Source organism: Sinorhizobium sp. 22678, from assembly GCF_052044265.1.
In the GTDB taxonomy this organism is placed as follows: domain Bacteria; phylum Pseudomonadota; class Alphaproteobacteria; order Rhizobiales; family Rhizobiaceae; genus Sinorhizobium; species Sinorhizobium meliloti_A.
Window position 1 is genome coordinate 37,477 of record NZ_JBQEMS010000008.1, and the last position, 13,637, is coordinate 51,113.

A 13,637-nucleotide genomic window follows, 5' to 3' on the forward strand; every position below is an offset into this window, starting at 1 on the left:
CTTTATCCCTGCGGCGTCACGTGCTTGCGCGCGCCCTTGCGCTCCAGTCCCAGCCGATGCTCCCGGTAGATGATGAAGATGCCCGCGCCGACGACGATTGCCGTCCCGGCAAGCATGGTCAAGGTCGGCACGTCGCCGAAGAGGAAGTAGCCGATGACTATGCCGAGCACGATCGACGTGTACTCGAAGGGAGCGATCGTCGACATATCGGCGTGGCGATAGCTCTCCGTCAGCAGGATCTGCCCGACGCCGCCGCAAAAGCCGGCGATCGTCAGGAGAACGAAGGCCTGCCAGGAAAGCTCGGACCAGCCGAAAGGCAGCGTCGCGAGCGAGAACACCGCGGCCGAAAGGGAGAAGTAGAGGACGATGGTATGCGTGCGCTCCTTCTGCACGAGCTTGCGCACGAGCACCATCGCCGTTGCCCCGAGCGCTGCCGAAAGCAATACGGCGACCGCACCCTTGGCCTCGGCCGACCCGAAGCCGCCTTCGTTGAACAGCGTAAGCCGCGGCCAGGAGATGATAAACACCCCGACGAGCCCGACAAACACCGCAGACCAGCGATAGAGCCGCACGATCTCGCCCAGAAAAATTGCCGCGAAAGCGACAGCGAGCAGCGGCATGGCATAGCCGATCGCAATCGCCTCCGGCAGCGGCAGATGGACGAGGCCGTAAAAGCCGCAACTCATGGCGAGAATGCCGACAAAGCCGCGCACCAGGTGTCCGGTGATATCAGTGGTCCTGAACGCGTCCCGCAATGCGCCACGGCATGCCAGAAATCCAAGGATCGGCACCATCGCAAAAGCCGAGCGATAGAAGGTGATCTGGCCGGTGGGGATATCGTCGCCCGCAGCCTTGATGCAGGTCGACATGCACACGAAGACGACGACGGAGAGCACCTTGAGCACAATCCCCTTCATCGGGCTCACATCGTCCGCATCCATGAAACGCAACTTTTCAAACTGACATCGGCGAACCGGTCGGAAGGCCAACAGAAACGGGAGGACGCGGCGGCAAGGCCGCGAAAGGACCACGCCACCTTAGCCGTGCTTGCGCAGCATGTTGGATCAAATTTCGTGATGGAGCTGGTTTTTTCGTGATGAATTCGCCCGCATATGCAAAGCTTGTTGCCAAGAAAGATGGGTCTGCAGGTTATTTAGCAAGCCCGAAAAAATCGTCACGGATTTAGTTCTTGTTAGTGCCGCTCCGATAAACCTTCGGTCAATAAGAGGCGGGAGTGGCCCTGCGTTTTTGCTGCCGGATGTACTGTCGCCGGCACCACATTCGTGCGTAAATCTCGGATCTTGGCTTTTCACCATCACGAGCGCCCTCTACAAATCAAAAGAGCAAGAAGGCGTAAGCAGGACTGACCATGCGGACAAACACTGGCCAGATCGTTCATCTGGAAAACTACCGGCCGACCGATTTCGTACTCGAGAGGGTGGACCTGACTTTCGAACTCGACCCGAGGGAAACGAAGGTCGAGGCGCGCATGATCTTCCATCGCCGCGAAGGCGTCAGCCCCTCTGCACCGCTCGTTCTCGACGGCGACGAGCTCACCATGACCGGCCTGCTGCTCGACCAGGAAGCGATTCCCGGCACGCTCTATGAAGCGACGGACGACACGCTTACCATTCGTGGCCTGCCGGAAGCGGCGCCCTTCGAGATCACCGCCACGACGGCCTTGTCGCCTGAGACGAACACCAAGCTGATGGGCCTCTACCGCACGAGCGACGTCTATTGCACCCAGTGCGAAGCCGAAGGCTTCCGCCGCATCACCTACTTCCCGGATCGCCCCGACGTGCTGGCGGTCTATACCGTGAACATCATCGCGGACAAGGCTTCCGCACCGCTCCTGCTTTCGAACGGCAACTATCTCGGCGGCGCCGACATGGGCGACGGCCGTCATTTTGCCTCCTGGTTCGATCCGCATCCGAAGCCGAGCTACCTGTTCGCGCTCGTTGCCGGCGATCTGGGCGTCGTCGAGGGCACCTTCACCACCGCTTCCGGCCGCGACGTCGCGCTCAAGATCTATGTCGAGCACGGCAAGGAGCCGCGTGCCGCCTACGCCATGGAAGCGCTGAAGCGGTCGATGAAATGGGATGAGGAAGTCTTCGGCCGCGAATACGATCTCGACATCTTCATGATCGTTGCCGTTTCCGATTTCAACATGGGCGCCATGGAGAACAAGGGGCTCAACATCTTCAACGACAAATACGTGCTCGCCGATCCCGAGACGGCGACCGATGCGGACTATGCCAATATCGAGGCGATCATCGCCCACGAATATTTCCACAACTGGACCGGCAACCGCATCACCTGCCGCGACTGGTTTCAGCTCTGCCTGAAGGAAGGCCTGACCGTCTATCGCGACCACGAGTTTTCCGCCGACATGCGTTCGCGCGCCGTGAAGCGGATCGCCGAAGTGCGGCACTTGAAATCCGAGCAGTTCCCCGAGGATGCCGGCCCCCTCGCCCATCCGGTGCGCCCGACGCAATACCGCGAAATCAACAATTTCTACACGACGACGGTTTACGAGAAGGGATCCGAGGTCACGCGGATGATCGCGACGATCCTCGGCCGCGACCACTTCAAGAGGGGAATGGACCTCTACTTCGAGCGGCACGACGGCCAGGCGGTGACGATCGAGGATTTCGTTGCCTGCTTCGAGGCTGCGAGCGGCCGCGACCTCAAGCAGTTCTCGCTATGGTACCATCAGGCCGGAACGCCGCTCGTCACCGCTGCGGGCACCTATGACGCCTCCAGCCAGACATACACGCTATCGCTGGAGCAGACCGTTCCGCCGACGCCCGGGCAGAGCAGCAAGGCACCGATGCATATCCCGCTCCGCTTCGGATTGCTGCTTCCGGACGGAAGCGAGGCGAGGCCCTCGGCCGTCTCCGGCGCCGAGATCACCGGCGACGTACTGCACCTGACCGAGCGCAAACAGACGATCACCTTTTCCGGCATGCCATCCGAGCCGGTCCCCTCCTTCAATCGCGGCTTCTCCGCGCCCGTCAATCTGCACCTGGCGCAAAGCGCCGAGCACCGGGCGCTGATCGCACGCCACGAGACCGACCTCTTCGCACGCTGGCAGGCGCTGAACGCGATGGCCCTCGACAATCTCGTCAAGGCGGCAGCGGAAGCGCGTACCGGCCAGCCGGTTGCCTGTGACGATGCGCTCGTCGACGCCCTGCTTGTCGCAGCCGGCGACGACCGACTGGAGCCGGCGTTCCGATCGCAAGTGCTGTCCCTGCCGAGCGAAACCGACATAGGCCGCGAAATCGGCGGCAACAACGACCCGGATGCCATTCACGCCGGCCGCCAGGCTATTCTGGCCGCCATCGCCACTGCCCGCAAAGACACCTTTGCGCGACTGGTGAACGAAATGTCCCTGTCCGGCCCGTTCCGTCCCGATGCCGACAGCGCCGGGCGGCGGGCGCTGCGCAATTCCGGGCTCACCTACCTCGTCTATGCCGACGGAAAACCGGAGAAAGCCGCTGATGCGTTTCGGTCCGCCAACAACATGACCGACCTCAGCCAGGCGCTGACGCTTCTTGCGCATCGGTTTCCGGGCGCCGAAGAGACGGCGGACGCCCTGGCCGCGTTCAAGAAGCGCTTTGCCGACAACGCGCTGGTCATCGACAAGTGGTTCGCCATTCAGGCGACGATTCCCGGAGCATCGACGCTCGACCGCGTTCGGGCGCTGATGTCGGATCCTCTCTTCAATGCCAGCAATCCGAACCGCGTTCGCTCACTGGTCGGCACATTCGCCTTCGCGAATGCCACCGGCTTCAACCGCATCGACGGTGAAGGCTATCGTTTCCTTGCCCGGCAGATTCTGGACATCGATGCGCGCAACCCGCAACTTGCGGCGCGTATTCTGACGTCGATGCGCTCCTGGCGGTCGCTCGAAAAGATCCGGGCCGGCCACGCCCGCAGCGCGCTCGAGGATATCGCGCGCGCCTCCAATCTTTCCGCCGATGTCAGCGACATCGTCGACCGCATGCTCAAAGACAAGCACTGACCGGAGCACCGGCACACCGCCGAACACGACGGTTTCAGGTCGGATCGACCTGAAACCGTCGTGGATCTGGCCCGAAGTCGGCTCTGGCAGTCCGGCTATCATTTCCCAACGATGAAATATGGTTAACAAATCTTTACCGTTACCTCTGGACAAGGCGAATCGCCCTGTGATTCATTGAGTCAGATTCGGGCGAGCGGCGCGCCGAATCACTGAAACGCCCGCTTCCGGGAAACCGATAAAGACGGGACCGACGTTTCGGACTGAGAAGAATCAAGCGTTCCTTGCGGCATGGTCGCGTGCGGATCGCTTTTCGAGGACGACAAATTGGATAAGATGGCGGACGCGCGACGGGGAAGCGCAGCCGAAGGGCGGTTGCGACTCAAGTTTCCGGGCTTTTCGAGCCTCGAACGGGAGTTCATCGAGCAGGCAAAGATATTTGCCGAACCGGCCTCGCAGAAGCTCGCAATGGCAGAGCCGATGCTCAAGCGGTCCATCCCGGTCCTCATTATCGCTTTTCTTCTCATCGTGGCGATCTCACGGATGTCGGGCATCATGGACGAGCATGCCCGCATGGAAGCCTCCTCCCGCCGGACGGTCAGCCTCGCGGCCGCAGCGGCAGCCGGTGTTTTCCAGACCGGCGGATCGGAACTCTTCGCCGATGGCCGCCGCTGGGAGGTCGAACGCCGGCTCACCGAACTTCTGCCTGCCGAAATCCTGGACGCCGGAATTTTCCTGCTGACGGTCCGCAGAGACGGACGCGTCTTTGCCGGGACGCAGGATGGCGTCCATCTCATCGGGCGCACGCTCTCCGCAATCGCTCCCGAGGTCGCGACGCTGCAATATTACGGCGAGGGTGCCGGCGTCGTAAGAGCGTCGATCGACGGCATCGAGCATTTCATCGCGCTCCGGCAATTGCCGGATTCCGGCGGCGCGGTTCTGGCGGCAACGTCGATCGCCAGATTCGAAGCGGCCTGGCGTGACGAAATTTCACTCAACGTCACGCTGTTTGCCGGCGTTTCGGCAATCCTGATGGTCGTCCTCTATGCCTATTACATCCAGGCAAAGCGCGCCCGAGATGCCGATGCGGTCTTTGCCGAGTCGAACCTGCGCGTCGAAACGGCGCTCTCGCGTGGACGCTGCGGCCTCTGGGATTTCGATCTCGACAACCGGCGCCTCTTCTGGTCCCGCTCGATGTACGAGATGCTGGGAATGCCGGGCGACGCGAGCGTGCTTTCGTTCGGCGATGCCGCCCGTCTCATGCATGTCGAAGACCGGGGCATATACCGGGTCGCTCGGGCGATCGCGAAAGGCAACGAGCGCCAGATCGATCAGGTGTTCCGGATGCGCCATGCGGATGGCCACTATGTATGGCTTCGAGCGCGTGCCCAGGTGATCCGCACCGTGTCGGGCCGGACGCATCTGATCGGCATTGCGATGGACGTGACCGAGCAACACAGGCTTGCGCAGCGTTACGCCGAGGCCGATCAGCGCCTGGCGGACGCGATCGAGTGCACCTCGGAGGCCTTCGTGCTCTGGGACAAGCACGATCGCCTGGTGATGTGCAACACCCATTACCAGCAAGCCTGGCAGTTGCCCGACCACGTGCTGGTGCCCGGCACCGAACGCACGATCGTCCATGCGGCGGCGGCAAGGCCCGTTGTCGAAAGGCGCGTCGCCGATCCGGACCGGAGCAATCACTCGCAGACGAGCGAGGTTCAGCTTGCCGACGAACGCTGGCTGCAGATCAATGAGCGGCGCACGCGCGACGGCGGGCTCGTCTCGGTGGGCACGGACATCACGCTCCTCAAGCGGCATCAAGTTCGCCTGCGCGAATCGGAGCGGCGGCTGATGGCAACCATCGGCGATCTGTCCGCCTCCCGCGTAACGCTCGAGCAGCAGAAGGCCGAACTTTCCGTCGCCAACGCGAACTATCAGGCGGAGAAAGAGCGCGCCGAGGCCGCGAACCGGGCAAAGTCCGAATTCCTCGCCAACATGTCGCACGAGCTGCGCACCCCGCTGAACGCCATTCTCGGCTTCTCGGAAATCCTGCAGGACCAGATGTTCGGCCCCCTCGGCTCGGAGAAATACCACGAGTATTCGCGCGACATTTTCGAGAGCGGCAAGCATCTGCTCAACGTCATCAACGACATACTCGACATGTCGAAGATCGAGGCAGGCCATATGCGCATCACGCGCGAGCGGATCGATCTCGCGCCACTCATCGAGGAGACCCTTCGTTTCACGGCGATTCCGGCGGAGCGAAAGAACATCCGCGTGGTCCAGCAGATATCCTCCGGCCTGACGATGTTCGCCGACCGCCGGGCGATGAAGCAGGTCCTGCTCAATCTCCTCTCCAATGCGGTCAAGTTCACCAATGAAGGCGGCCGCATCTCCTTGCGGGCGCGCAAGGTGAGGGGCGCCGTCACGCTGACGATCGCCGATTCCGGCATCGGCATTCCCAAGGGCGCGTTGCAGAAGATCGGCCAGCCCTTCGAGCAGGTGCAGAGCCAATATGCCAAGAGCAAGGGCGGCTCCGGGCTCGGGCTCGCCATATCCCGTTCGCTGACGCGGCTTCACGGCGGGACGATGAAGATCCATTCGGCAGAGAATGTCGGCACCATCATATCGGTCAGGATTCCCGACCGCGGCTGACTACGTCCGCTTACGCTGCAGCGACGACCCCCTGGAAGATCCGGCGCACGGCCTTCGAGTAACGGCGAATGTCGGCTTCGAGATGCGTCAGATCCGGATAGTCTCCGGCACGGCAGACGAGATCCACGAGACCGGCCGGCGCTTCCTTCGGATCGAAGTCGCCATCGATGCAGAGGCGCACGAGCTGCGACAGCTCGGTGAAGAGTACGAGCGCTTCGGCGGCCGTATCGAGATCGTTCGCATTCATCATCCCGGCACCGAGCGCCTTCAGCGCCTCGAGCGTATGCGTGCCGGCAGGAGGGGACGTCACTCCCCTCGCCGGCGCGATCAGGGCGAGGTACTGGGCGATGAACTCGATGTCGACCAATCCGCCGGGAATGAGTTTGAAATCCCAGATGTCCTTCGGCGGCTTCTCCTTGTCGATCAGGCCGCGCATCTCCTCGACGTCCTTGCGGATCTTCGCGATGTCGCGCTTTTCAGTGAGTATCTCGGCAAAGATCGCCTCCGCTTCGCCGACGAGGCTCTCGTCGCCGCAGATGCAGCGCGCCCGCGTCAGCGCCAGATGCTCCCAGGTCCAGGCTTCCGTTCGCTGGTACTTGGCGAAGGCGGTTATGCGGGTGGCAACCGGCCCCTTGTTGCCGGAGGGTCGCAGCCTCATGTCCACGTCGTAGAGGATGCCCTCGGCGGTCGGGGCGGAAAGCGCGGCGATCAGCCGCTGCGTGACCCGCGTAAAATAACGCACCGGATCGAGCGGCTTGGCGCCGTCGGACTCGAGCACTTCGTCGTCGTAATCGTAGAGCAGGATGAGATCGATATCGGAGCCGGCGGTCAATTCGTGACTGCCGAGCTTGCCCATTCCGACGATTGCGACCCGCCCGCCGGGCAAACGTCCATGCGCCGACCGGACCTCCTCCAGAACCGCATCGAGCGCGGCGGCAATGATCAGATCGGCAAGGTCGGTGAGAGCGCGCCCCGCCTGAAGGCCGGTGATCGCGCCTGTGAGCAGCCGGATACCGATCAGGAAGCGCTGCTCGGCGGCGATGATGCGCAAGCGGTCCAGCACCTCCTCATAGTGCCGGCCTGCGCCGACGAAGGTCGCGATGCGCGGCGCCAGATAATCCCTTGTCGGCAGTTCGGCAAGCAGCCCCGGCTCCAGCATGCCGTCGAAGACATGCGGCTTGGCGGCGATGATGTCAGCCAGGCGCGGTGCCGACGACATGATATTGACGATCAGCGACAGGAGGCCGGGATTGTTGCCGAGCAGCGAGAAGAGCTGGATCCCCGCGGGCAGACCGGAGAGGAAGTGGTCAAAACGCAGAAACGCTTCGTCGGCCCGCCTGCTTTCGCCGAAGACGCGCAGGAGCTCCGGCGTCAGTTCCGTCAGCCGCTCGCGCGCCTCGACCGATTGCGTTGCCCGATAGCGCCCGTAGTGCCAGGTGCGAATGATATTCGCTATGTCGGACGGCCGCTGGAAACCGAGCTTCTTCAGCGTTTCGAGCGTATCCGGATCGTCCTGCTGACCGGTGAAGACCAGGTTTCCGGTTTCGGTGGATAGCTTCGCCTCCTGCTCGAAAAGCTGCGCATAGCGCCGCTCGACGGCGCGCAGCACGCGCGACAGCGCATTCGAAAAGGAAGCCGTATCCTCGAAGCCCAGCATATAGGCGATCCGCCTGAGCTCCGGCTCGGTTTCCGGAAGGAGGTGGGTTTGCTCGTCATGCACCATCTGGATGCGGTGCTCGACGTCGCGCAGGAACCAATAGGCATCGGTAAGCTCCTCGGCCGTCGCCGCGTCGATCCAGCCGCTCTCGGCGAGCATCCGCAGCATCGCTTCCGTTTCGCGCAGCCGCAGCGCGGGCGTGCGGCCGCCGGCGATCAGCTGCTGGGTCTGAACGAAGAACTCGATCTCCCGGATGCCGCCGCGCCCGAGCTTGATGTTGTGTCCCTTCACGGCGATTTCTCCGTGCCCCTTATGGGCATGGATCTGCCGCTTGATCGAGTGAATATCGGCAATTGCCGCATAGTCGAGGTACTTGCGAAAGACGAAGGGCGTCAGTTCCTTCAGGAAGCGTTCGCCCGCCTCCAGATCGCCCGCGATCGGCCGCGCCTTGATGAAGGCGGCCCGTTCCCAGTTCTGCCCCCTGCTCTCGTAATAGAGCATTGCCGCCTCGACCGGGATGGCAAGCGGCGTGGAGCCCGGGTCTGGCCTGAGCCGCAGATCCGTGCGGAAGACATAGCCGTCGCCGGTTCTCTCCTGCAGGATGCGAATCAAGCGCCGCAACAGCCGGGCGAAGGTTTCAGGAGCATCGTCGCGATTGGTGATGATGCCCGACTGCGGATCGTAGAAGACGACAAGATCGATATCGGAAGAATAGTTGAGCTCGCCGGAGCCGAGCTTACCCATTCCAAGCACGACGACGCCGGAGGCGGTAGACGGCGCGGAACTGTCCTTCAACACGAACTTGCCGCTTTCATGCGCGCCGAGCAGCAGATGATCGATCGCCGCCGAAACGGCCGCCTCTGCAAAATCGCTGAGCCACCGTGTCGTCTCACGTCCACCGAAAAGCCGCGAAAGGTCCGCAAGCGCGACGGCGAAGGCGACCTCGCGCTTCGCCCGTCTCAATCGCGTCATGATCTCGGCGTCCGGCAGCGCCGCCCCGGGCGCATCGCCCCGCCAGGACACCCTTGCGGCCTCGATCCTGCGCTTCAAAAACGTCGGCAGCGCCTCGGATAGCAATGCTTCGAGGATCGCCGGGTGGCTACGCGCCGTGTCCCGCAGGAATGGCGAAAGCGCGAAGGCGGCAACGAGAAAATCCTTGAGCGGCGCGTCCGAGGCAATGAGCTTGGCAATCTGCTCGCTGCCTTTCGGCGCATCCTTGAGTACGGCAAGGGCGGCTTTGGCGTCCGCCTGGCTCGCCGGGCGAATCGCCACCACATCGATATCGGACAAAGACCGCTCGATCGCTTCCGCCATGCACAATCCCCCCTTCGGTTCCCGTCATGGGTTTATCAGGTCGCAACCGCCGGGAAAACCATGCGAACCGCCAGGCCCCGACCTTCCTCCTCCGTCGCCGACAGTTCCAGCGAGCCGCGGTGCATCTCCATGACGGCCTCGACGAGCGAGAGGCCGAGACCCGTCCCCGGCTTCGACCGGCTTTCGTCCAGGCGAACGAAACGCTTGACGACCTCCCCGCGCATATTCTCCGGAACGCCAGGCCCGTAGTCGGCAACGGTCAACACGGCGTGACGAGCGCTCCTCTTCAATTCAACCCGTATCAGCGGATTTTCGGCACCTTCCGCGTATTTGATCGCATTGTCGATCAGGTTGCCAAGCGCCTGGCTGATCAGTTCGCGGTTGCCGGAGATCGCCGCCCCCGCCGCCGCCTCCGCTTCGATGCGCATTTCCTTGTCTTCCGCCAGCGGCTCGTAGAGTTCGACGCAATCCGCCACGATCTGCGCCAGGTCGACCTCGTTCATCTCGGCGACGGCGGAGCCGGCTTCGACGCGGGAAATCATCAGAAGCGCGTTGAAGGTACGAATCAGCTGATCGGACTCGGCGATGATCTGTTCGAGCGCACCGCTCTGGTTGCCCTCTTCGGTATCGGCGAGCGCCGCCTCTGCCTTGTTGCGCAAGCGCGTCAGCGGTGTCTTGAGATCGTGCGCTATGTTGTCCGAGACCTGTTTCAGTCCTTCGTTCAGCTTTTCGATGCGCTCGAGCATCGCGTTCAGCGATTCGGAAAGACGGTCGAACTCGTCGCCGGAACCGCTCGTCGGCAAGCGTTGCGAGAGGTCGCCGGCCATGATCTTGGTGCTCGCCTCCGACATGCGGTCGATCCGGCGCAGGGCGTTGCGGCCGATGCCGAACCAGATCACCAGCGCACCGAGCCCCATGATGCCGAGCGCGACCATCAACGCCTGACGGACGAGCGCACGGAATTTTTCGGGTTCCTGCAGGTCGCGTCCGACGAGGACTCTCAACCCGTTGTCGAGCATCAGGACCTGGGCAAGGGCGACATGCCTGTCGGCGCGGCTCTCGTCGGTGAAGCGCCGGTAACGGAACGGCTCGGATTTCCATCCTTCGTCATCGAGCAGCCCCGGCTCCAGCGCGGCCACGTTTCCGGCGAGGATCTCTCCGTTCGGACCCGCAATGACGTAGAGATTGGCTCCCGGCTGACGTGCCCGGCGCTCGAGCGAGCGAAGCAGCCCGTTGATGCCGGCCCGGTCGTATACGCCGGCGATCTGCGCCACTTCGGCGGCGATCGCTTCCCGCGTCTGCTGCTGCAGGAGGCGCTCCGACATGCCGGTCACGTAGAAGACGAGGAAGGCCGCACACAGGGAGAAGAGGACCAGATAGAGCGCAGAGAGCCGGACTGCGGTCGTCCTGAACAGCACGCCTACCCTGCTCATGTGTCCGTGGTCCGGTCGTCCTTGATCATGTATCCGGCGCCCCGGATCGTCCGCAGCAGGGGAGGATCGAAATCCTTCTCGATCTTCGAGCGCAGGCGCGAGACGTGCACGTCGATCACATTGGTCTGGGGGTCGAAGTGGTAGTCCCACACGTTTTCGAGCAGCATGGTTCTTGTCACCACCTGCCCGGCATTTTTCATGAGGTATTCGAGCAGCCGGAATTCGCGCGGCTGCAAGGATATCTCCTTGCCCTGCCGCCGGACCGAATGGGACAGGCGGTCGAGTTCGAGATCGCCGACGCGATAGACCATGTCCTGCTCGGGTGCGCCCTTTCGGCGGCCGAGCACCTCGACACGCGCGAGGAGCTCGCTGAAGGCGTAGGGCTTCGGCAGGTAATCGTCGCCGCCGGCACGCAGACCGGTGACGCGGTCGTCCACCTGCCCGAGTGCGGAGAGAATGAGCACGGGCGTGTGGATGTCCTTGCGCCTGAGTTCGGTGATCAGCGAAAGACCGTCGCGGCGGGGAAGCATGCGGTCCACGACGAGAACGTCATAGGCATTCTCGCTCGCCATGAACAGGCCGGCCTCGCCGTCGCTCGCGTGATCGCAGACGATGCCTGCCTCACGGAATGCCTTAGCCAGATAGGCGGCCGCCTCCAGATCGTCTTCAACAATCAGAATCTTCATACGGGTGACCATAGTCCCGGACCTCCGTTCGTCTCAACCGGTTTCAGCCCGCTGCGGCTGACGGGATTTGAAACACCAAGCGCCGCGACATGTTTTCGATGTCGCGGCGCCTTCCAAGGCGGAGCGGGGTTCGGAAAGTCCGCGCCCCTTCCTGCGGCGTCTCAGCCCTGAGCGATGGGGAGTGCGACGAAGCGGCTGCCTTCCTGAGCCTCGATCTGGAACAGAGCCTTGGTCCGTCCATCCTTCTTGGCGTTGTTGATGACCTTGAGAACGTCATCCGCCGATTTCACGTCCTGATTGTTGACGGAGACGATCTTCTCGCCTTCCTTCAGGCCGCGATCACTGGCGGCGGAGTCCGGATCGACGGACGTGATCGTGACGCCACTGTCGTCGTCCGACGGGGTTACCGTCAGGCCGAGGTCTGCCAGCGCCTCCTCGCCTGCCTGACCTTCATCGGGCTGCGCTTCGCTGGGCGCCGGCGTTTCCTTGGAATCGCTCGGCAGCGTGCCGATTTCGAGCTTGACCGTCTCCGACTTGCCGCTACGCCACAGCGTGACCTCGGCGGTGGAGCCGGGGCGCAATGCCGCGACCCGACGGGCAAGATCGCGCGGATCCTTGACCGGTTCGCCATTCAGGGCCGTCACGATGTCACCGTTCTTGATGCCCGCCTTTTCACCCGGCGAGCCTGCCTGGGGTTCGACGACGAGGGCGCCATTCGCTTCGGACAGGCCGAGCGACTCGGCGATGTCCTTCGTCACCGGCTGTATCTGGACACCCAGCCAGCCGCGCGAAACCGTGCCGTCCTTCATCAAGGAGTCGACGACGTCTTTCGCGACCGTTGCGGGAATCGCGAAGGCGATGCCGACATTGCCGCCGGAGGGCGAGAAGATGGCCGTGTTGATGCCGACCACTTCGCCTGCGAGGTTGAAGGTCGGGCCGCCGGAGTTGCCGCGGTTCACCGCTGCATCGACCTGCAGATAGTCGTCATAGGGACCGGAACCGATATCGCGTCCCCGGGCGGAGATGATGCCCGCGGTCACCGTGCCGCCGAGGCCGAAGGGGTTGCCGACGGCGACCACCCAGTCGCCGACGCGGACCTTTTCGTCGTCGGCGAACTTGACATAGGTGAACTTGCGCTTGTCGTCGACCTTGAGCACGGCGAGATCGGTCCGGCTGTCCTTGCCCACGAGCTTGGCATCGAGCTCGGTACCGTCGTTCAATATGACGGTGAAGGCCGAGCCGTCGGAGACGACATGATTATTGGTGACGAGGTAACCGTCCTCGGTGATGAAGAAGCCGGATCCTTGTGCCCGCGGACGGAGACGACCCTCGCCGCGGGGGCCGCGACGGTCGCGCCAGCGATCCGCGCGGTCGTTGTCACCGGGACCGAATTCGCGGAAGAAGCGCCGCAGCGGATGGTCTTCGGGCAGATCCTCGAAGCCGCGGCCGCCGAAATCGAAGGTGAAGTTGCTTCCGTCGTCGCTGACGCGCTCACGTGCCTGGACGCGGACGGAGACGACCGCCGGAGAAACGGCGTCGACGACGTTCGCGAAGCTCGGAACAGCCGGAGCGGGCACGCTGACGGCTTCGGCGAAGGACTTGGTAACCTCTGCCGGGAGGCCGGTGGTCAGCAGCACGGCCGCGACACCCGCAACCGTCGTTGTCTTCAGCACTGTCTTCAAGGAGGGCCGGGAATTTTTGATCGTGGACATTCGCTTTGCCTTCTCTCTTTCAGGAAGCCCGCCTGCAGGGGCAGGCGGCTTCGAAACCTTTCTCCGAGCCGGACCAAGGGCCTGATTGCCGGAGATCCGCTCGTCTGGCTGTCCCCTGGGGAAACAGCCTGTGTCGAAAGATGTAACGGGTTGGACCTT

Annotated in this window: 7 protein-coding genes; 2 read left to right on the plus strand and 5 right to left on the minus strand. The window is 63.1% G+C overall.

Annotated features, from left to right (window positions below; genetic code table 11):
* Nucleotides 1-2 precede the first annotated feature (2 nt).
* Nucleotides 3-941, minus strand: a complete 939-nt coding sequence (locus ACTJKL_RS13825; RefSeq protein WP_018094566.1) for a DMT family transporter — start codon at nt 939-941, stop codon at nt 3-5.
* Between the two features lie 428 nt (nt 942-1,369).
* On the opposite strand from ACTJKL_RS13825, the gene pepN reads away from it, so the two are divergent.
* Entirely contained in the window at nt 1,370-4,024 is a 2,655-nt protein-coding gene (gene pepN / locus ACTJKL_RS13830) for an aminopeptidase N (RefSeq protein WP_440853112.1), read from the plus strand.
* Nucleotides 4,025-4,348: 324 nt separating this feature from the next.
* Nucleotides 4,349-6,676, plus strand: a complete 2,328-nt coding sequence (locus tag ACTJKL_RS13835) for a PAS domain-containing sensor histidine kinase (RefSeq protein WP_198516714.1) — start codon at nt 4,349-4,351, stop codon at nt 6,674-6,676.
* Between the two features lie 10 nt (nt 6,677-6,686).
* On the opposite strand, the gene ACTJKL_RS13840 is transcribed toward ACTJKL_RS13835, so the two are convergent.
* The 4 genes from ACTJKL_RS13840 to ACTJKL_RS13855 all read right to left on the minus strand — a co-directional run bounded on the left by ACTJKL_RS13840 (nt 6,687) and on the right by ACTJKL_RS13855 (nt 13,478).
* Entirely contained in the window at nt 6,687-9,647 is a 2,961-nt protein-coding gene (locus tag ACTJKL_RS13840) for a bifunctional [glutamine synthetase] adenylyltransferase/[glutamine synthetase]-adenylyl-L-tyrosine phosphorylase (RefSeq protein WP_440853113.1), read from the minus strand.
* 35 nt (nt 9,648-9,682) lie between these two features.
* Nucleotides 9,683-11,080, minus strand: coding sequence for a sensor histidine kinase (locus ACTJKL_RS13845; protein WP_440853114.1), 1,398 nt, complete (start codon nt 11,078-11,080; stop codon nt 9,683-9,685).
* Complete coding sequence (locus ACTJKL_RS13850; protein WP_018094561.1) at nt 11,077-11,778, minus strand: response regulator transcription factor; 702 nt, start codon at nt 11,776-11,778, stop codon at nt 11,077-11,079. The genes ACTJKL_RS13845 and ACTJKL_RS13850 overlap by 4 nt, the downstream gene beginning before the upstream one ends.
* 149 nt (nt 11,779-11,927) lie before the next feature.
* Complete coding sequence (locus tag ACTJKL_RS13855) at nt 11,928-13,478, minus strand: Do family serine endopeptidase (protein WP_275598127.1); 1,551 nt, start codon at nt 13,476-13,478, stop codon at nt 11,928-11,930.
* Nucleotides 13,479-13,637 lie beyond the last annotated feature (159 nt).

What these genes read in the sequence shown, in the direction of transcription:
- ACTJKL_RS13825 (WP_018094566.1), bottom strand. Translation starts at nt 941, where the DNA reads ATGGATGCGGACGATGTGAGCCCGATGAAGGGGATTGTGCTCAAGGTG.
- pepN (WP_440853112.1), top strand. Translation starts at nt 1,370, where the DNA reads ATGCGGACAAACACTGGCCAGATCGTTCATCTGGAAAACTACCGGCCG.
- ACTJKL_RS13840 (WP_440853113.1), bottom strand. Translation starts at nt 9,647, where the DNA reads ATGGCGGAAGCGATCGAGCGGTCTTTGTCCGATATCGATGTGGTGGCG.
- ACTJKL_RS13845 (WP_440853114.1), bottom strand. Translation starts at nt 11,080, where the DNA reads ATGAGCAGGGTAGGCGTGCTGTTCAGGACGACCGCAGTCCGGCTCTCT.
- ACTJKL_RS13850 (WP_018094561.1), bottom strand. Translation starts at nt 11,778, where the DNA reads ATGGTCACCCGTATGAAGATTCTGATTGTTGAAGACGATCTGGAGGCG.
- ACTJKL_RS13855 (WP_275598127.1), bottom strand. Translation starts at nt 13,478, where the DNA reads ATGTCCACGATCAAAAATTCCCGGCCCTCCTTGAAGACAGTGCTGAAG.